Raw genomic sequence first — 17,787 nt, 5'->3', positions numbered from 1 at the left:
GATGATTGGCAACAGCGAACTGGAAGCCCTGGGCGACAAACTGCAGACCACTCTGGTCGATCTGATGCGTTGCCGTGAGCGCGAGGCCAAATACCGGCATGAATCACAGACTCTATTAAGCGGGGTAGCGACACTGGCCGATGCCCAGACGCCGGAGCAGGTGCTGGAGAGCCTCATCCAGGTGCTCAAGCCCTTTATCGGATTTGAGCATGCGGATGTGGTGGCTTGGGAGGGAAAAACGGGGATTACTCACCTCACTACCGATCCTGTGGAGCAGGGGCGTGGCTGGGCCATGACGCCAGCATTTGGCCGGGCGATTGCGGGAGAGACGCTGGTGATCTACGACCCTTCCCAGTTGCCGGAGCTGGCGGATCTCGCTGCAGCGCCTGGATGGGCGAGCCTGATGCTCACCGGGCTGCAGGCCCCAGGATTCAGCGCCACCATCATCTGCCGCCACTCCCGTGCCGGCACGTTCGACCCCACCAGTAAGGCGGCGATGCAGCGCTGCCGCCCGCTCATCTCGCAGGCACTGGTCAACATCACCTATCGGGCCCGCTTGCAGGAGCAAGTTGCGGCCAAGACCGAGGCTCTGCAGGCCAGCAAGCGCCGTTTTCGCAGTTTTGCCGCCATGGCGTCGGACTGGTTTTGGGAGACGGATGCCGAGCACAGACTCAGCTATGCCTCCGAGCCCGGCTATCTCGATGAGCAGATGCCGCTCTCTACCCGGCCGACCCTCTATGACTATGTTTGCAACAAGGGCAGCCGGGAAGCCAACGTCTACCTCGAATTGCTGGAACAGCGTCAGCCGGTTCGTGCAGTGCGGATGCAGGTCGCCCTGCAGGGGGGCCCTTGCTGGATGGAGGTGAGTGCCGAGCCCAGCTTCGATGAAGAGCGCAACTTTATCGGCTATCGCGGCACCGCCCGGGACATCAGCAGCCAGATCCGGCGTGAGGAGGAGTTGGCTCGGGCGCGGGACGAAGCCGAGGCGGCCAACCGCGCCAAATCCCAGTTTCTGGCCATGATGACCCACGAAATCCGCTCTCCGATGAATGCGGTGCTGGGCATGCTCGATCTGTTGCAACATGCCGAGCTGGCACCGGATCAGCAGAGCCTGCTGCGTCACGCGACCCACTCGGCCAGATTACTGCAAACCATTATCGACGATGTGCTCGACTTCTCGAAAATCGAATCCCAGACCCTGGTATTTCACTGCGAGACGATGCAGACAGAACGCCTCTGTCAGTCGCTTATCGAGCCGCTGCAGGCAAGGGCTGATGCCAAGGGGATCGAGTTGTGCTGTGAAGTAGACGATGTGGTGCCCGGGGAGTTGCAGGGAGACCCGATGCGGCTCTCCCAGGTGATTGGCAATCTGCTCGACAACGCCCTCAAATTTACCGATGAGGGGAGGGTGACCCTGCGGCTGAGTTGGCATGAGGAAAAATTGCGGGTTTCGGTAAGTGATACCGGGATTGGGATTGCCCCGGAGGATCAGGCCCAGCTTTTTGAACCCTTCTCGCAGGTTGATAACTCGGCCACCCGTCGCTTCTCGGGGACCGGCCTTGGCCTTGCCATCAGCAAGCGGCTGGTTTCTCTGATGGGTGGGGAGATCCGGCTGGAGAGTGATCTAGGCCAGGGGAGTTGCTTCTGGTTTGAGCTCAGCAACATGGCGCTACCCTGTCACTGCCAGCCTGCGCGGGAAGAGAGTGCTCCCGCCCTGCTGCCGCTCGATGTGCTGGTGGTGGAGGATAGTCCGGTCAATCAGCTGGTGGTGTCACTGATGCTGCAAAAACTGGTGAGCCATGTCCGGTTGGCCGTCAATGGGCTGGATGCGCTGGCGCAAGTGGAGCAACAGCAGCCGGATCTGATCTTGATGGATATGCGGATGCCGCAGATGGATGGGTTGGAGGCGACCAGACGGCTGCGGGAGATGGGTTACACCATGCCCATCGTCGCGTTGACGGCCAATGCAATGGCAGAGGACAAGGCCTGCTGTCTGGCGCAGGGGATGGATGATTTTCTCGCCAAGCCGATCACCTTGTCACGGCTGCGTGACTGCTTGCAACGACACTTTGGTCAGCGTTTGCCGACGCGCGGATAAAAAAAATGGTCAACTTTGTGGGTTGACCAGATCTTCAGCAAATACTGAAGAGAGCACGGGATAAATCGGGTTGTACAAATCTATATGAAAAATCTGTGCCAACTTTTAAATGACTCTTTTATGTTCAATTTGGCCGTTTAGCGCAGCGGCTCTCTCTTGTTATGGCTTGTTGCGTTCCTACTCATTTGCAAAATGCGAAATTTCGATTTTCATTGTTGGAATAATTGCATTTTGCAAAGCTGTTTTTGTCATTGTGAAATCAGGCGATGCAGGAATTTGCGAGCCGCTTCGCTGTTCTGTTTGGCTATCAGCATCTGCTTTTCATAAATCGGCATCGGCAGGATTTCGAGCCAGCGCTGACAGAGCCAGGCGGCATCTTCAAAGCGCTTCTCCGGGTAGAGTTCATCAAGTTCCGGATATTGCTCGAACACCTCGCGCAGGCGATTCACCAGCAATTTGTCGTGGAAATCGGAGTGGGTGCTGGGCCAGTTGGGCAGCGTTTCCACTTTGGCGCGACGCAGTCCCAGCTCGTCGGTCTCCATCTCGTGGATGCAGAAGCGCTCCAGCCCCAGTACGGTGATCCCCAGCATCCCATCGTTCAGGGTGTAGAAGTCAGTCACCTTGACCCGGGTACCGACCGGCAGGATGCGACCTGCTTGTCCCGAGGTAGTCGACTCTTCCATCACGATGCCAAAGCCCTGATCGTTGATGAATGACTCTTTGAGCATCTGCAGATGACGGGGCTCGAACAAACGCAGAGGCAGCTTGCCGCCCGGGAGTATGTGGGAAGGCAAGGGGAACAGGGCCAAAGGTTGCAGTTTCATGTTCCATCCTCCATTGAGTAGTTGCTGAATAGGTCAATGCAGCGACTGTGCCAGAGAATGAAAAAAGCCACCGTAGGGTGGCTTTTCGGGCGTTTGAGGGCGTTTAGTTACGCTGCTCAAGATACATGACAGCCGCTTCCACGCGGCTCTGCGCCTCGAGTTTCTTCAGCAGGCTCTTCACGTGAACCTTGACCGTACCCTCGGAGATATGGAGCACGGAAGCGACCTGTTTATTGGAGAGGCCTTTTGCAATTTCACGCAGGATTTGCATTTCGCGACGCGTTAAGCTCTCAAGCTTCTGCTGCAGGTGATCCAGCTCGTAGATATTCTCGAGGTAGGGTCGCAGCGGCTCGCTCAGGATCTGCTTGCCGGTCATCACGTCGGCCAGTTGGGCCAGTAGCAGGTCCGGTTCGGTGTCCTTGAGCAGGTAGCCATCAGCACCGGCCTTGAGCAGGGCTACCACATCCTGGCGGGCGTCGGAGACGGTCAGGATGACGACCCGGGAGGTGACCTCTTCGGCCCGCAGCGCCTTGAGGGTATCAAGGCCGGAGAGCCCTTTCATATTGAGGTCGAGCAGGATCAGGTCCGGCTCTGACTCCTTGGCCAATGCCACGGCGTCAGTACCGTTGGAGGCTTCACCGATCACCTCCATGTTCTCTTCCAGAGCCAGTAACTGCACAATCCCTTTGCGCATCAGGGGATGGTCATCTACGACCAGAACACTGTATTTCATCTCGTCCATCAGGCGTCTCTCGCTAGACTGGTGGGAAAGGTCAGATGCACACGGGTGCCTTGTGGCTGCTGTTCGTTGATGGTCAACAGGCCGTGCAGTTTGTTGGCGCGTTCGTTCATGATACTCAAGCCGTAATGGTTGATCGCCGAGCTGGCGAGTCCAATACCGACACCGTCATCTGAAATCTGAACCTCGATGTTACCACTGGCGAGGGTCTCACAGCTAACATCAATCACTTGCGCATTGGCATGTTTGATGGCGTTGAGCACTGCCTCACGGATCAGCTGCAGAATATGGATGTGCTGGCCCGCTTCAAGATCCGAGTCGGCCAGACCGTAGTGGAACCGGATCTCGGCGTTGGTCTGGGGCTGCAGCTGATCGAGCATTACCCGGATCGCTTCGCCCAGATTGGCGTCACCAATGGTGAGACGGAAGGTACCGAGCAGCTCACGCAGCTGGGTGTAGGCGTTGCTGAGCCCTTCGTCGATCTGCTGCATCGCCTCCTGTGCCTTATCCTGTTGCCCCTTGGCGTAGGAGCGTTTGAGCAGGGTGGACTGGATCTTGAGGTAGGAGAGAGCCTGTGCCAGCGAGTCGTGCAGTTCGCGGGCGATGACGGCCCGCTCCTCCATCAGCAGTAGCCGCTGGTGTTGCAGCAGGGTCTGATCCTTGTGCAGCACCTGGGCCAGCAGCATGGTGAAGTTTCTGATCAGCCGTTCGTCAATGGGGTGCTGACTGATGATGTCGAGCCGGCCAAACTCCTGATCATCCATCTGCAGATAGAAACTGGCCACCGCATCGAGATCACCGGGCCAGCCGGTGCGCCCGGAGGTGTAGACCGGCATGGCGTTATTTTCGAAGCGGGTCAGCCGGATGTAATCGATATGCTGGTGGGCTGCCGCCCTGTCCAGCAGCTTGATGAGGGTGCGGGTGCTGAGCGGTGCTGCGTGCAGCTTCTGGGCCGTGCTGTAGAGGAAGGAGAGGGTGTCGTTGGCCTGTTGCAGCTTGGCTGTTTTCTCCTCCACCTTGTTCTCGAGCTCGCGATAGAGCTTGCCCAATTCGTCAGCCATGGTGACAAAGGCGCGCGACAGTTCTCCCAGCTCATTTTCACCGTGGCTGGGCAGTTGCAGATCGAAATCTTGGCGCTGGATCTGGCGGGCACAATAGACCAGCTGATTGAGCGGGGCGACCACCTGCTTGCGGGTAAAGCGCACGGTAAACCAGGCGATGAGGATGATGGCGAGCAGACCTAGCCCCTCAGCCAGTGCCAGCATCCGTACCTTGAACTCGACGTGGTACTGCATCTGATTGACGAAATTGTCGATGGCCGCCACAAACTTCTCGGTGTTGTCGGTGTACCGTCTGGGGGTGCTGTTTTCGATGTGCTGACGCATCTCCTGCCACTGATCGAGCACTTCGCCATAGGTGCGGCGCAGGGAGGCGGGGGTGATCCAGCGCTGGGTCTCCTGCAGCTCTGCGGCGTGCAGCGTCTCTTCAAACTGGGAGAGGCGGCCCAGTACGCTCTCGCCCCGCTCGATCTCGTAAGCCATCCGGTAAGCCTGCATCCGCAGCGAACCGGAGAGGTTGATCGCCTTGGCATCGGGTACCGAGTAGAAGAGGGTGACCATGGCAACGACCGCAATGAGGCTGGCCATGAAGAGGATCAATACCATGGCGCGCCCGATGGCGCTGCTGACTGAATGGACTCTGAATCTGTGTCCCATGCTCATGTTGATATTGACCTCTGAATTGTGACAAGGCGTCGTCAAGATGCGTGGGAGTGTACTCCAACTTGTGTTAGCATCGAAAAACTAGATGAACTCCGAGCGGTTCTGCCTAAGTCCTTGCGATAGGGGAGAACCAGCCGTCAGCCGATGTTCGAGCTGTAAGGGTCAGGAAAGAAATGCCCTGGCCTCCCGTATTTGGAAAGGTGTTTATGTTGCCTCTTGAAGATGGTTTTTCCCGTCGTTTTTACTATTTGCGTCTCTCGGTGACCGATGTGTGCAACTTCCGTTGCACCTACTGTCTGCCGGATGGTTATCACCCTCCGGAAGGTCACAAGGGAGGACGAAAATCCTTTCTCTCGCTCGACGAGATCCGCCGCGTAGTGCATGGCTTTGCTGCCATGGGAACCCGCAAGGTGCGAATTACCGGTGGCGAGCCCTCCTTGCGTCGTGATTTCACCGAGATCGTCAATGTGATCGCGACCACGCCGGGCATCGAAAAAGTCGCCATGACCACCAATGGTTATCGCTTGAAAGAGCGGGCCCGCGAGTGGTTTGACGCCGGTCTCAATGCGCTGAATGTGAGTGTTGACAGCCTGGATCCGCGCCAGTTTCACCAGATCACCGGTGAGAACAAGCTGGCGGAGGTGATGGAGGGGATCGAGGCGGCGCTCGACGCAGGTTTCAAATCGGTGAAGATCAACGCCGTGCTCCTCAAAGGGCTCAATGACTATCAGCTGGAGGCTTTCCTCCACTGGATCAAGCACAAGCCGATTGAGCTGCGCTTTATCGAACTGATGCAGACCGGCGAGATGGATACCCTGTTTCGCGATCACCATGTCAGCGGTGAGGGGATAAAGCAGCGCCTGCTGAAGAGTGGTTGGCTGCAGCAGCTGCGCGGCAAGGATGACGGCCCGGCGCAGGTATTCATGCATCCGGAGTCGCAGGGTGGGGTGGGTCTCATCATGCCCTACAGCAAGGATTTCTGTGCCGGTTGCAACCGGCTGCGAGTCTCTTCGGCAGGAAAGTTGCACCTCTGTCTGTTTGGCGACAATGGAGTCGAGCTGCGGGATCTGTTGACGGCAGACGAGCAGCAGGAGGCGCTGCAGCAGCGGATCCGTTCCGCTCTTGTCGGCAAGAGTGCCACCCACCGTTTGCACGAAGGCAATGCCGGAGCAACCCCTCACCTTGCTTCAATCGGTGGCTGACCACAAAAATAGCCATTGATTAAATAGCAATCCTCACATGGAGGTATTTTCATCGATACCTCCCTTTTTGTTCTGCGCCAAGGCTTTGATCTGGCGCAAAAATCCCCCCTGTTTATCTCCCTGGTGGTATATCCCTTAACTTGTCAGGGCCGCAATATACACCCACTCTTATAATTGGTATCGAAAATGCCAATCAAGGACTCGTGCCGCACCCTTCATCACTGAAACGGGAGTCAATATGCCGGAAGAGATCGATCTTGCCCGCCGTGGCCTGTTTCGGGGCCGCTTGCGGGTTGCCGAGCCTCCGGTGCAACTGCCCTGGTCGGTGGCCTGGTCGCAATTCTCGGCCGGATGTACCCGCTGCGGTGATTGTCTGGCCGCTTGCCCGGAGCAGATCCTGATAAACGGCGAGGGCGGTTTTCCCACCGTCGATTTTCAGCACGGCGAGTGCACCTTTTGCGGTGACTGCGTTGCCGCCTGCAAGGAGCCGCTATTCCGGCCAGCATCGGAGACGCCCTGGCAATACAAGGCGTCCATTGCCGCCAACTGCCTGGCCAATAGCCAGGTTTATTGCCAGAGCTGTCAGGACAGCTGTGAACCGCGGGCCATTCGCTTTATTCCGACACTGGGGCGGGTACCCACCCCGGTCATTGAGCTCGATAGCTGCAACGGCTGTGGTGCCTGTGTGCAGGACTGCCCGGTTGGCAGCATCAAGGTGGATGGCTCGGCGGCCAGAGCGCAGAAGAGTCAGAATGAATCAGGCATTGAATGACCCGGGAGTCACAATGAGTCAGGAGTTTCATGTTTCGAGTCTGGTGGTGCTGACCCAGCCTACCTTGCGTCACCAGCTCGCAGAAGAGATCGCGGCCCTCGACGGTGCCGAGATCCACGCCGTCACCGACGAAGGCAAGCTGGTGGTGACCCTGGAAGGGGCAAGCCAGCGGCCGATCATGGCGGCCATCGATGCGATACAGGCGATGCCGGGCGTGCTCTCTGCCGCCCTGATTTACCATCAGTTCGATGAACTTGATGCCCAGCAATGAATAAGGTGCCGTGAAGTCGGGTCACCACGACCTGGCAGAGTGGTTTCTAGTTGATGCGATAAAAACGAGGCACTGGTATGCGGTTCGTAGCCTTGAGCGAGCGCCAGTTAAATACACTCGATAACTTACGCGACAAGCAATGCGAGGATATGTCATGAAGCTGAGTCGACGCGACTTTATGAAGGCCAACGCGGTGGCGGCTGCCGCTGCCGTGGCCGGTGTCAGTGCCCCCACCTTGGCGGCCAATCTCATCACCAGTACCGACAAGACTGCCATCCACTGGGATAAAGCGCCTTGCCGCTTCTGCGGTACCGGCTGCTCCGTGCTGGTCGGTTCCCAGGATGGCCGTGTCGTGGCGACTCAAGGCGACCCCGATGCGCCGGTCAACCGTGGCCTCAACTGCATCAAGGGCTACTTCCTCTCCAAGATCATGTACGGTCAGGATCGCCTCACTCAGCCCATGCTGCGGATGAAGAACGGCAAGTTCGACAAGGATGGCGACTTCGCTCCCATCAGCTGGGATCAGGCCTTCGACATCATGGCCGAGAAGTTCAAGGCCACCCTCAAAGAGAAGGGCCCGACAGCTGTCGGCATGTTCGGTTCCGGCCAGTGGACCGTCTGGGAAGGTTACGCCGCCGCCAAGCTGATGAAGGCCGGTTTCCGTACCAACAACATCGACCCCAACGCCCGCCACTGCATGGCCTCCGCGGTCGTCGGCTTTATGCGTACCTTCGGTATGGATGAGCCGATGGGCTGCTATGACGATATCGAGCAGGCCGACGCCTTCGTGCTGTGGGGCTCCAACATGGCCGAGATGCACCCCATCCTCTGGTCGCGGATGTCCGATCGTCGTCTCTCCAATCCGGATGTACAGGTGCACGTGCTCTCCACTTTCGAGCACCGCAGTTTCGAACTGGCGGACAACGGTATTGTCTTCACGCCCCAGACCGATCTGGCGATCCTCAATTATGTCGCCAACTACATCATCCAGAACGACAAGGTGAACTGGGACTTCGTCAACAAGCACACCGTGTTCAAGAAGGGGGTCACCGACATCGGTTACGGTCTGCGTCCGACCAACCCGCTGCAGCAGAAAGCCAAGAATCCGGACAGCGGCGATGCCACTCCTATGACCTTCGAAGAGTTTGCCAAGTTCGTGGCCGACTACGATGTGGAGTCTGTCTCCAAGCTCTCCGGCGTCTCCAAAGAGAAGCTGGAAAAACTTGCCAAGCTCTATGCCGATCCGAGCAAGAAGGTGGTCTCTTACTGGACCATGGGTTTCAACCAGCATACTCGCGGTGTCTGGGCCAACAACCTCTGCTACAACATCCACCTTCTCACCGGCAAGATCTCCGAGCCGGGCTCTGGCCCCTTCTCCCTGACCGGTCAGCCTTCAGCCTGCGGTACCGCGCGGGAAGTGGGTACCTTTGCCCACCGTCTGCCGGCCGACATGGTGGTGACCGATCCCAAGCATCGCGCCATCGCCGAGAAGATCTGGAAACTGCCGGAAGGCACCATCCCGGAGCAGGTGGGTTACCACGCCGTGCTGCAGGATCGCATGCTCAAAGATGGCAAGCTCAACGCCTACTGGGTGATGTGCAACAACAACATGCAGGCCGGTCCCAACATGAATACCGATCGTCTGCCTGGCTATCGCGACCCGCGCAACTTCATCGTGGTCTCTGACCCGTACCCGACTGTTACCGCCCAGGCCGCTGACCTCATCCTGCCCACCGCCATGTGGGTGGAGAAAGAGGGGGCCTACGGCAACGCAGAGCGCCGCACCCAGTTCTGGCACCAGCAGGTGAAAGCGCCGGAAGGGGCCAAGTCCGACCTGTGGCAGCTGATGGAGTTCTCCAAGCGCTTCAAGGTCGAGGAAGTGTGGCCAGCTGAGCTGATTGCCAAGATGCCGGAAGTGAAGGGCAAGACCCTGTTCGACGTGCTCTATGCCAACGGTCAGGTCAACCAGTTCCCGAAAGAGCAGAGCAAAGGTCTGCTGAATGACGAGGCCGAGCACTTCGGTTTCTACGTCCAGAAGGGTCTGTTCGAAGAGTACGCCACCTTCGGTCGTGGCCATGGCCACGATCTGGCGCCGTTCGATCAGTACCACGAAGCGCGCGGTCTGCGCTGGCCGGTGGTGGATGGCAAAGAGACCCTGTGGCGCTATCGCGAAGGGTTTGACCCGTACGTGAAAGCGGGCGAGGGGGTGCGCTTCTATGGCAAGCCTGATGGCAAGGCGGTCATCTTCGCCCTGCCGTTTGAGCCTGCCGCCGAGTCGCCGGATAAAGAGTACGACCTGTGGCTCTCCACTGGCCGTGTGCTGGAGCACTGGCACACCGGCACCATGACCCGTCGGGTGCCCGAGCTCTATCGCGCCTTCCCGGATGCGGTGCTCTTCATGCACCCGGACGATGCCAAAGCCCGTGGCGTGCGTCGTGGTGAAGAGGTGATCGTCTCCTCCCGCCGTGGTGAGGTGAAAACCCGGGTCGAGACCCGTGGTCGCAACCGTCCGCCGAAAGGACTGGTCTTCATGCCCTTCTTTGATGCCAGCCAGTTGGTCAACAAGCTGACCCTGGACGCCACCGATCCGCTCTCGAAAGAGACCGATTACAAGAAGTGCGCCGTCAAGGTGATGAAGGCTTAAGGCGGGGAGCACGAGATGAGTCGTAGTCGTCGCCAGTTTCTGGCCGACATGGCCAAGGGGGCTTGCGGTGTGAGCCTGCTTGGCGTGGGGCTCGGCGGCATGGCCCGCCAGCAGGTGCATGCAGTGCCGGCTCAGGCGCTGCGTCCCCCTGCTGCCCTCGACGAAGCTGAGTTCCTCGGCGCCTGCGTGCGCTGCGGACTCTGCGTCGAGGCGTGCCCCTACGACACGCTCAAGTTGGCCCGGCTGTTTGAGCCGGTGACCACGGGGACTCCCTACTTCAAGGCGCGCGCCGTCCCGTGCGAGATGTGTGATGACATCCCTTGTGTGGTGGCCTGCCCGAGCGGGGCGCTGGATCAGCAGATGACCGACATCGATCAGGCGCGGATGGGGGTCGCAGTGCTCATCGATCACGAGACCTGCCTCAACTATCTGGGTTTGCGTTGCGATGTCTGTTATCGGGTCTGCCCGCTGATCGACAAGGCGATCACCCTGGATCTGCAGCACAACCAGCGCACTGGCAAGCACGCCATGTTCCTGCCCACGGTGCACAGCGATATCTGTACCGGCTGTGGTAAGTGCGAGCATGCCTGCGTGCTGGAGGAGGCAGCCATCAAGGTGGTTCCGCGCCAGCTCGCCAAGGGGGAGCTGGGTCATCACTACCGGCTCGGCTGGGAAGAGAAGGCGAAGGCGGGCAAGTCGCTCATCGGCGACAGGCTCACTCTGCCGACCCGTAAACCGGAGGGACTATGAGTCGTTATCCGGGGGAAGAGGCTCGCATCAAGCTGGGTTGGTGGCGTTCCCACCGTTTCCTGCTGCTGCGCAGGCTCAGTCAGTTCGGTGTGCTCGCATTGTTCCTGCTGGGGCCGCTGGCGGGTGTCTGGATCCTCAAGGGCAACCTCTCCAGCTCGCTGTTGCTGGAGACGGTGCCGCTCACCGATCCCCTCACGCTGTTGCAGTCAGTAGCGGCGGGCCACTGGCCCATCACCACCCTCTGGTTGGGGGCTGCCATCGTGCTGGCCGGTTACTGGCTGGTCGGTGGGCGGGTGTTCTGCTCCTGGGTCTGTCCGGTCAACCTCATCACTGATGCGGCGGCCTGGCTCAGGGGGCGGCTTGGCCTCAAGGGCAACGGTCAGTTCAGCCGTGCTACCCGTTACTGGCTGCTGGTTATGGCGCTGGTGGCACCGGCGGTGACAGGCGTGCTGGTGTGGGAGTTGGTCAACCCGGTGTCGCTCGCCATGCGCGGTCTGCTGTTGGGCATGGGGGCGGGCTGGGCCCTGCTGGCGGTACTGTTCTTGTTCGATCTCTTCGTGGTTGAGCGAGGCTGGTGCGGTCATCTCTGTCCGGTAGGGGCCTTCTATGCCCTGCTCAACCGGGTCGGATTCATCAAGATTTCTGCCAAGGGGCGCGAGCGGTGCAACAACTGCATGGATTGTTATGCGGTTTGCCCGGAACGCCCCATCCTGCGCGGCCCCGTTCACGGTGCCAAGCGTGGTCACGGGCCCTTGATTGTGGCTCAGGAGTGTACCAACTGTGGCCGTTGCATCGATATCTGCGCGGAACAAGTTTTTGAAATCACTGTAGGTTTTGCCATCAAGGCAGAAAAAACGTCGGAGAACACATAATGAAAAAGCTGATTGGAGCAATGCTGGCCTGTCTGATGGCGGGTTCCCTGATGGCGGCTGTCCCCGAGATCACTAACAGCACCGGCGGGCTCAAGTCCGAGCGGGGCGCCACCGATCTGGTGACCGATGCCAATGCCGCCCCCATGAAGAATTTTCGCAAGGATGGCGAGCCCTATGATCGCCAGTACATGCATCAGCCGCCGCTGATCCCCCACGATATCCGCAACTACGAGGTGGATACCAAGGTCAACAAGTGCCTGGCTTGTCACAGCTTCAAGAATGCCAGTGCCATGAAGGCCCCCAAAATAAGCCCGACCCACTTCGAAACCCGCGATGGCATGACCCTGGGCGAGGTCTCCCCCCGTCGCTACTTCTGCCTGCAGTGCCATGTCCCGCAAGCGGATGCCAAGCCGTTGGTGGGGAATACGTTCAAACCGGTTGAAGCGCTGAACTGAGGAATCCATAGATGAAATTACCCGGCTTTATCCAGCGTCTGTGGATCACCTTCAAATCCCCCTCCAAGGCGGCCCTCTGGGTGCTGTTGCTGATGGGCTTCTTCGGCGGCGTTATCTTCTGGGGCGGTTTCAACACCGCCATGGAGGCTTCCAACACCGAAGCCTTCTGTACCAGCTGTCACGAGATGAAGGACAATGTGTTCGAGGAGTATCGCGACACCATCCACTACTCCAACCGCTCCGGTGTGCGCGCCAGCTGCCCTGATTGCCACGTACCGCACGAGTGGACCTACAAGATCATCCGCAAGGTGCAGGCCTCCAAGGAGCTGTGGGGCATGATCACCGGCAAGGTGGACACCCGCGAGAAGTTCGAGAGTCACCGCCGCGAAATGGCGGAGCGGGAGTGGCAGCGGATGAAAGAAACAGATTCGCGCGAGTGCCGCAACTGCCACAACTTCGAGTACATGGACTTCTCCCTGCAGGGGCAGCGTGCCGCCAAGATGCACTCGGCCAACCTCGGCAAGGAGGGGCAGGCCACCTGCATCGACTGTCACAAGGGGATTGCGCACCAGCTACCCGACATGACCGGGGTGAAAGGGTTCTAACCAAGCAGTTCAGGCCGGGGCAACCCGGCCTGTGTTTTTGGGCGTGCCGCAACAACTCGGCATATCTGGGACAAGCATCAGATTTGTGAGTCTTTTAAATCCCATATCTCGTGAAACCTTTGATAGAATCAGCCCGCCGTCAAACGCTTGAGCAAGTAGTCCACTCTGTCCACACCGGTTCTGGTGGTGGCGGATGGCCTCTCATACTCTCTTCTCTTCCTGCCTCGTTGACGGCCCATAGCCACAAGGAGCTGCCCGATGGGACAGAAAAACAACGCATTCATTCCCCTCAAGATCGCCGTGCTGACGGTTTCCGACAGCCGCACTGCCGCCGATGACAGCTCGGGGGACTATCTGGTTTCCGCCCTGACTGAAACGGGCCATCAGCTGGCCGATCGCGCGCTCTGCCCCGACAACCTGTTTCGTATCCGCGCTCAGGTGAGCGACTGGATCGCCGATGAGGGGGTGCAGGTGGTGCTGGTCAATGGCGGTACCGGCTTCAACGAGCAGAACCGGGTGCCCGAGGCGGTCGGCGTGCTGTTCGAGCGCACCGTACAGGGCTTTGGCGAACTGTTCCGCCAGCTCTCCTTTGCCGAAATCAAGGGTTCCGCCATGCAGAGTCGCGCGCTGGCGGGTTTGGCCAATCGCACCCTGATCTGTTGCCTGCCGGGCTCTACCGGTGCCTGCCAGCTGGGGTGGGAGAAGCTCATCCGCGATCAGCTCGATGCCCGCACCAAGCCGTGCAACTTTGTCTCCCATCTTTGAGGGCAAGTGATGAACCAGAACCATTCTAACCTGACTCATCTCAACCAGAGCGGCGAAGCCCATATGGTGGATGTGACCGACAAGCAGGTGACCGAGCGTGAGGCTCGCGCCGAGGCGTTTGTCGCCATGGCACCGGAAACGCTGGCCCTGATCCTGAGCGGCAAGCACCACAAGGGCGACGTGTTCGCCACCGCCCGTATCGCCGGCATCATGGCGGCCAAGAAGACCGCGGATCTCATTCCCCTCTGTCACCCGCTGGCATTGACCCGGGTCGAGGTGGAGATAGTGCCGCTGGCCGAGCAGAACCGGGTACATATTCGCACCCTCTGCAAGCTCTCCGGCAAGACCGGGGTGGAGATGGAGGCGCTGACCGCTGCGTCGGTAGCGGCGCTGACCATCTACGACATGTGCAAGGCGGTGCAAAAAGACATGGTGATCGAACAGGTTCGTCTGGTAGAGAAGAAAGGCGGCAAGTCCGGCCATTTTCAGTTGGGGTCAAATAGCGGGGAGCAAGCATGATCAAGGTACTCTTTTTTGCGCAAGTAAGAGAGCTGGTGGCCTGCGACGAGCTGAGCCTGCCTTGCGACTACGCCACTGCCGAGCAGCTGCGTGCAGCCCTGTCTGAGCGCGGCGACAAGTGGGCGTTGGCTCTCGAGGCTGGCAAACTGCTGGTGGCGGTCAACCAGACCCTGGTGCCGCTGGACACGCCTATCCACGATGGCGATGAGGTCGCCTTCTTCCCTCCGGTTACCGGAGGTTGATGATGAGTGAAATAATGACCGTGGATCGCACCACTGAGCTGTGTGGTGGCGATGAGGTGGCCTTCTTCCCTGCCCCTCCAGTAACGACCGGAGGTTAAGGATGAGCAACGCAACCATGACGGATCGCATTCTGGTACAGCGGGCCGATTTCTCGCTGGCCGATGAATATGCCCGCCTTGCCAACCGGCAGGACACCGGCGCCGTGGTCAGCTTTGTCGGCAAGGTGCGCGACTTCAATCAGGGGGAGCACGTGAAGGGGCTGGCCCTAGAGCACTACCCCGGCATGACCGAGAAGGCGCTGGCCGCCATCGTGCAGGAGGCGCGCGAGCGCTGGCCACTGCAGGAGTGCACCCTTATTCACCGCATCGGCGAGCTGCTGCTCGGCGATCAAATCGTGCTGGTGGTGGTGAGCAGTGCCCACCGCGAGGCGGCCTTCGAGGCCTGCCACTTCATCATGGATTTCTTGAAAACCCGGGCGCCGTTCTGGAAAAAAGAGCTGACCGCCGAAGGGGTACAACGCTGGGTCGAGGCCAAGGAGAGCGACAACACTGCCGCCGCCCGCTGGCAAGCTTGATCTGTTTGAGGGGCGCAGGTTCATCGGGAGCCGTGGCCCTGTTTTGGGGAGTAACAAAAGCTGCCCCAGTCAGGAGGTAAAGGAATGAAACCGCTGTTATCCGTAGTCATCGCTGGGGTCTGCGCCAGTGCGTTGCACGTCGGTGTCGTGCAGGCCGACGAGGTCAAGGTGGCCGTGGCCGCCAACTTCAAGGGCACCATAGAGCGTATCGGCAAGGAGTTCACCGCCAAGACCGGACACACCTTGGCCATCTCCTCCGCCGCGACCGGCGTGCTCTATACCCAGATCAGTCACGGCGCCCCGTTCGATCTCTTCCTCTCCGCCGATGTGAAAACCCCGCAGAAGCTGGAGCAGGAGGGTAAGGGGAGCGAGCGTTTCACCTATGCCATCGGCCAGCTGGGGCTATGGAAGAAGGGGGGGCCAGCACCTGACGAGGCAACTCTGCGCAATTGGAAGGGCAACCTTGCCATCGCCAATCCGAAAACTGCTCCTTACGGCACAGCAGCCATGGCGGCCCTCGACCATCTCAAGATCGATCCCAAGCAGTACCGCCTGCTGACCGGTACCAACATCGGCCAGACCTGGCAGTTCGTCGACACCGGCAACGCCGAGCTGGGCTTCGTCGCCTGGGCAAACCTGGTGGAAGCGGGCAAGACCGGCGAAGCCTGGGCCGTACCGGCTGACCTCTATCCCCCCATCGAACAACAGGGGCTGGTATTGAAGAAAGGAGCCGCGGTCGAGGCGCTGGTCGCTTGGCTCAAGGGGCCGGGTCAGGCACAGATCAAGGCTGCGGGCTATGCACTGCCGCAGTGATGGCATGGCAGATCAGCTAACGGTTGGCTGGCCTTCGGGTCGGCCCGCCAGTGCGATGAAAGAACGCTTTCTATGGTTGTCGGCATCTACCCGGGAGGAAGGCGATGAGTGAAGGGGATCTGCTGGCGGTCTGGCTTACCCTGAAGCTGGCAGCCAGCACTACCGCCATCCTGCTGCTGCTCTCGCCGCCGCTGGCCTGGTGGTTGTCGCGCAGCCAGCATCGGCTCAGACCCGTGGTAGAAGCCCTAGTGGCCCTGCCGCTGGTGCTGCCGCCAACGGTGCTCGGTTTCTATCTGTTGCTGGCCTTCTCCCCCTCCTATGGGCTGGGAGCCTGGTGGCGCGATACCTTCGGGGCGCCGCTCGCGTTCAGTTTTACCGGTCTGCTGCTTGCCTCGATCCTCTACTCGCTTCCCTTCGTGGTGCAGCCGCTCACCTCCGCCTTTGTCAACATGGGCAACAAGGAGCTGGAGGCTGCCGCTACCCTGGGGTTCGGCCCGGTTGATCGCTTTTTTCACATCATCTTGCCGATGACGCTGCCCAGCTTCGTGATGGCGGCGGCGCTCGGCTTTGCCCACACCCTCGGGGAGTTCGGGGTGGTGCTGATGATTGGTGGCAACATCCCGGGCGAGACCCAGGTACTCTCCATTGCCCTGTTTGATCATGTGGAGGCGATGGATTACCAGAATGCCCATATTCTGGCGGGCGGCCTGATGGGCTTCTCGCTGGTGATGCTGGTGCTGGTGTACGGCGTGCTGCAACGTCGGCAACGGAGGCTGTTCGGATGAGCGAAATCCTCACGACACACCTGCTGCAACTCAAGGTGCTGCGCCAGTTCGGCGCCTTTACCCTCGATTGCGAGCTGGCGCTGGAGCTGGGGGGCATCCTCGCTCTGTTCGGCCCCTCCGGCTGCGGTAAGAGCACCCTACTGCGCATTATCGCCGGGTTGGATCGCGCACCGGGCGACACTTTGAACTGGCAGGGCAGGGCGCTGAGCGATCTTCAGCCCGAGGCGCGCCGGATCGGACTGGTGTTTCAGGATTCGCGCCTCTTCCCCCATCTGACGGTGCTCGGCAATCTGCAACTGGCAGCCCGCAAGGGGCGAGGACGCTGGCAGCCCGAGGCGCTGGCGACTCGGCTCGGTTTTGCCGAACTGCTGGCCCAGCCAGCCCACGGCCTCTCCGGTGGCCAGCGTCAGCGGGTGGCTCTGGCCCGGGCGCTGTTGGCCGAGCCCGATCTGCTGTTGCTGGATGAACCTTTTTCCGCGCTGGACAGACGCAGCCGCATCCATCAGGCCCACGTGCTCAAGGGGTTGCAGCAGGAGAGCGGCATTCCGATGATCTTCGTCAGCCACGCCATGGAGGAGGTGAGCCTGCTTTGCGATCAGCTGGTGCTGCTGGCGGATGGCCGGGTGGAGGCGCAAGGTCGACCGAGCGAGATCTTTGCCCGTACCGACCTTTCGCTTGCCAGTCGCGACGATGCCGGGGTGATGCTGACGGCGACCCTCTCTCACTACGATAATGACGAGCAGATGGCGACCCTGCAGCTTGGTGAGCAACAGTTGCGCGTCACCATGACTCATGTGCCGGATGAGGTTGGCCCCCTGCAGATCAAGGTGGCTGGGCGGGATGTGGTGATCGCCACCTCTCCCATCGAGCACTCCAGTCTCTCCAACTGCCTCACCACCCGATTGCTGGCTGAACGCGAGGTACGCCCTGGCCAGACCCTGTTGCAGTTGGCGCTGGGTCAGCAGATACTGCTGGCCCGGATCACCAGCCGCTCCGCCAGACGGCTGGCGCTCACCCCGAACCAGCAGATCTACGCCTACATCAAGGCGGTGAGTCTGGTCAGCGAGGGCTGAGCGGGATATATCTGGTTGAAGCATAAAAAACGAACAACAGGATGGTTCAGCGGATGAGTCGAG

19 protein-coding genes and 1 riboswitch are annotated in these 17,787 nt (G+C 59.8%); of the genes, 16 read left to right on the top strand and 3 right to left on the bottom strand.

From position 1 onward, the window contains the following. Position 1 precedes the first annotated feature (1 nt). Positions 2-2,098, top strand: a complete 2,097-nt coding sequence (locus tag AAHA41_RS04115; protein ID WP_323070576.1) for an ATP-binding protein — start codon at positions 2-4, stop codon at positions 2,096-2,098. Between the two features lie 248 nt (positions 2,099-2,346). Here AAHA41_RS04115 and AAHA41_RS04110 read toward each other — a convergent pair whose 3' ends face one another. The 3 genes from AAHA41_RS04110 to narQ all read right to left on the bottom strand — a co-directional run bounded on the left by AAHA41_RS04110 (position 2,347) and on the right by narQ (position 5,376). Beyond that, on the bottom strand, positions 2,347-2,922 hold the full coding sequence (locus tag AAHA41_RS04110) for an LON peptidase substrate-binding domain-containing protein (RefSeq protein WP_033114984.1): 576 nt from the start codon (positions 2,920-2,922) through the stop codon (positions 2,347-2,349). A gap of 103 nt (positions 2,923-3,025) precedes the next feature. Then, on the bottom strand, positions 3,026-3,664 hold the full coding sequence (narL, locus tag AAHA41_RS04105; RefSeq protein WP_033114985.1) for a two-component system response regulator NarL: 639 nt from the start codon (positions 3,662-3,664) through the stop codon (positions 3,026-3,028). Then, positions 3,664-5,376, bottom strand: coding sequence for a nitrate/nitrite two-component system sensor histidine kinase NarQ (gene narQ / locus AAHA41_RS04100; RefSeq protein WP_041208739.1), 1,713 nt, complete (start codon positions 5,374-5,376; stop codon positions 3,664-3,666). Before narQ ends, narL begins: the two co-directional genes overlap by 1 nt. Before the next feature lie 84 nt (positions 5,377-5,460). Beyond that, positions 5,461-5,601: riboswitch (molybdenum cofactor riboswitch) on the top strand. On the opposite strand from narQ, the gene moaA reads away from it, so the two are divergent. The 15 genes from moaA (at position 5,589) to modC (ending at position 17,724) form a co-directional block, all read left to right on the top strand. Next, positions 5,589-6,584, top strand: coding sequence for a GTP 3',8-cyclase MoaA (moaA, locus tag AAHA41_RS04095; protein WP_323070577.1), 996 nt, complete (start codon positions 5,589-5,591; stop codon positions 6,582-6,584). (Overlaps the previous riboswitch by 13 nt.) Positions 6,585-6,822: 238 nt before the next feature. Then, positions 6,823-7,356: a ferredoxin-type protein NapF gene (gene napF / locus AAHA41_RS04090; protein WP_323070578.1), complete on the top strand. Its 534-nt coding sequence runs from the start codon at positions 6,823-6,825 to the stop codon at positions 7,354-7,356. Positions 7,357-7,369: 13 nt separating this feature from the next. After that, positions 7,370-7,627, top strand: a complete 258-nt coding sequence (locus tag AAHA41_RS04085; protein WP_033114988.1) for a chaperone NapD — start codon at positions 7,370-7,372, stop codon at positions 7,625-7,627. Positions 7,628-7,781: 154 nt separating this feature from the next. After that, positions 7,782-10,271 carry a nitrate reductase catalytic subunit NapA gene (gene napA, locus AAHA41_RS04080; RefSeq protein ID WP_043851229.1) on the top strand — a complete coding sequence of 830 codons (2,490 nt, stop codon included), beginning with the start codon at positions 7,782-7,784 and terminating at the stop codon, positions 10,269-10,271. Between the two features lie 15 nt (positions 10,272-10,286). Next, positions 10,287-11,021 (top strand): ferredoxin-type protein NapG, encoded by a 735-nt coding sequence (napG, locus tag AAHA41_RS04075; protein WP_104014318.1) that lies wholly within the window; start codon positions 10,287-10,289, stop codon positions 11,019-11,021. Continuing rightward, on the top strand, positions 11,018-11,893 hold the full coding sequence (gene napH, locus AAHA41_RS04070) for a quinol dehydrogenase ferredoxin subunit NapH (protein WP_323070579.1): 876 nt from the start codon (positions 11,018-11,020) through the stop codon (positions 11,891-11,893). The genes napG and napH overlap by 4 nt, the downstream gene beginning before the upstream one ends. Next, positions 11,893-12,348 (top strand): nitrate reductase cytochrome c-type subunit, encoded by a 456-nt coding sequence (locus AAHA41_RS04065; protein WP_033114992.1) that lies wholly within the window; start codon positions 11,893-11,895, stop codon positions 12,346-12,348. Before napH ends, AAHA41_RS04065 begins: the two co-directional genes overlap by 1 nt. A gap of 11 nt (positions 12,349-12,359) precedes the next feature. Continuing rightward, on the top strand, positions 12,360-12,953 hold the full coding sequence (locus tag AAHA41_RS04060) for a cytochrome c3 family protein (RefSeq protein ID WP_042031377.1): 594 nt from the start codon (positions 12,360-12,362) through the stop codon (positions 12,951-12,953). Positions 12,954-13,211: 258 nt separating this feature from the next. Beyond that, a complete protein-coding gene (gene moaB, locus AAHA41_RS04055) occupies positions 13,212-13,718 on the top strand; it encodes a molybdenum cofactor biosynthesis protein B (RefSeq protein WP_041208733.1) in 507 nt (168 codons plus the stop codon). Between the two features lie 9 nt (positions 13,719-13,727). After that, positions 13,728-14,237, top strand: a complete 510-nt coding sequence (moaC, locus tag AAHA41_RS04050; protein ID WP_071910928.1) for a cyclic pyranopterin monophosphate synthase MoaC — start codon at positions 13,728-13,730, stop codon at positions 14,235-14,237. Next, positions 14,234-14,479 (top strand): molybdopterin synthase sulfur carrier subunit, encoded by a 246-nt coding sequence (gene moaD / locus AAHA41_RS04045; RefSeq protein ID WP_064339746.1) that lies wholly within the window; start codon positions 14,234-14,236, stop codon positions 14,477-14,479. The genes moaC and moaD overlap by 4 nt, the downstream gene beginning before the upstream one ends. Positions 14,480-14,579: 100 nt before the next feature. Further along, the gene (gene moaE, locus AAHA41_RS04040; RefSeq protein WP_323070580.1) at positions 14,580-15,053 is read left to right on the top strand and encodes a molybdopterin synthase catalytic subunit MoaE; all 474 of its coding nucleotides are present in this window, start codon (positions 14,580-14,582) and stop codon (positions 15,051-15,053) included. An 84-nt stretch (positions 15,054-15,137) separates the two neighbouring features. Continuing rightward, complete coding sequence (gene modA / locus AAHA41_RS04035) at positions 15,138-15,866, top strand: molybdate ABC transporter substrate-binding protein (protein WP_323070581.1); 729 nt, start codon at positions 15,138-15,140, stop codon at positions 15,864-15,866. A 104-nt stretch (positions 15,867-15,970) separates the two neighbouring features. After that, positions 15,971-16,651, top strand: coding sequence for a molybdate ABC transporter permease subunit (gene modB, locus AAHA41_RS04030; RefSeq protein ID WP_323070582.1), 681 nt, complete (start codon positions 15,971-15,973; stop codon positions 16,649-16,651). Then, positions 16,648-17,724: a molybdenum ABC transporter ATP-binding protein gene (modC, locus tag AAHA41_RS04025; RefSeq protein WP_323070583.1), complete on the top strand. Its 1,077-nt coding sequence runs from the start codon at positions 16,648-16,650 to the stop codon at positions 17,722-17,724. Before modB ends, modC begins: the two co-directional genes overlap by 4 nt. The last annotated feature ends 63 nt before the right edge of the window (positions 17,725-17,787 follow it).

Source organism: Aeromonas sp. SER (genome assembly GCF_038739615.1).
Lineage (GTDB): Bacteria > Pseudomonadota > Gammaproteobacteria > Enterobacterales > Aeromonadaceae > Aeromonas > Aeromonas jandaei.
Note: the sequence above shows the minus strand (reverse complement) of the source record. Positions and strands in the feature narration are given on the sequence as shown.

Excerpts from the sequence above, each read along its gene's own strand:
- AAHA41_RS04115 (WP_323070576.1), top strand. The coding sequence starts at position 2 with ATGATTGGCAACAGCGAACTGGAAGCCCTGGGCGACAAACTGCAGACC.
- AAHA41_RS04110 (WP_033114984.1), bottom strand. The coding sequence starts at position 2,922 with ATGAAACTGCAACCTTTGGCCCTGTTCCCCTTGCCTTCCCACATACTC.
- narL (WP_033114985.1), bottom strand. The coding sequence starts at position 3,664 with ATGGACGAGATGAAATACAGTGTTCTGGTCGTAGATGACCATCCCCTG.
- narQ (WP_041208739.1), bottom strand. The coding sequence starts at position 5,376 with ATGGGACACAGATTCAGAGTCCATTCAGTCAGCAGCGCCATCGGGCGC.
- moaA (WP_323070577.1), top strand. The coding sequence starts at position 5,589 with ATGTTGCCTCTTGAAGATGGTTTTTCCCGTCGTTTTTACTATTTGCGT.
- napF (WP_323070578.1), top strand. The coding sequence starts at position 6,823 with ATGCCGGAAGAGATCGATCTTGCCCGCCGTGGCCTGTTTCGGGGCCGC.
- AAHA41_RS04085 (WP_033114988.1), top strand. The coding sequence starts at position 7,370 with ATGAGTCAGGAGTTTCATGTTTCGAGTCTGGTGGTGCTGACCCAGCCT.
- napA (WP_043851229.1), top strand. The coding sequence starts at position 7,782 with ATGAAGCTGAGTCGACGCGACTTTATGAAGGCCAACGCGGTGGCGGCT.
- napG (WP_104014318.1), top strand. The coding sequence starts at position 10,287 with ATGAGTCGTAGTCGTCGCCAGTTTCTGGCCGACATGGCCAAGGGGGCT.
- napH (WP_323070579.1), top strand. The coding sequence starts at position 11,018 with ATGAGTCGTTATCCGGGGGAAGAGGCTCGCATCAAGCTGGGTTGGTGG.
- AAHA41_RS04065 (WP_033114992.1), top strand. The coding sequence starts at position 11,893 with ATGAAAAAGCTGATTGGAGCAATGCTGGCCTGTCTGATGGCGGGTTCC.
- AAHA41_RS04060 (WP_042031377.1), top strand. The coding sequence starts at position 12,360 with ATGAAATTACCCGGCTTTATCCAGCGTCTGTGGATCACCTTCAAATCC.
- moaB (WP_041208733.1), top strand. The coding sequence starts at position 13,212 with ATGGGACAGAAAAACAACGCATTCATTCCCCTCAAGATCGCCGTGCTG.
- moaC (WP_071910928.1), top strand. The coding sequence starts at position 13,728 with ATGAACCAGAACCATTCTAACCTGACTCATCTCAACCAGAGCGGCGAA.
- moaD (WP_064339746.1), top strand. The coding sequence starts at position 14,234 with ATGATCAAGGTACTCTTTTTTGCGCAAGTAAGAGAGCTGGTGGCCTGC.
- moaE (WP_323070580.1), top strand. The coding sequence starts at position 14,580 with ATGAGCAACGCAACCATGACGGATCGCATTCTGGTACAGCGGGCCGAT.
- modA (WP_323070581.1), top strand. The coding sequence starts at position 15,138 with ATGAAACCGCTGTTATCCGTAGTCATCGCTGGGGTCTGCGCCAGTGCG.
- modB (WP_323070582.1), top strand. The coding sequence starts at position 15,971 with ATGAGTGAAGGGGATCTGCTGGCGGTCTGGCTTACCCTGAAGCTGGCA.
- modC (WP_323070583.1), top strand. The coding sequence starts at position 16,648 with ATGAGCGAAATCCTCACGACACACCTGCTGCAACTCAAGGTGCTGCGC.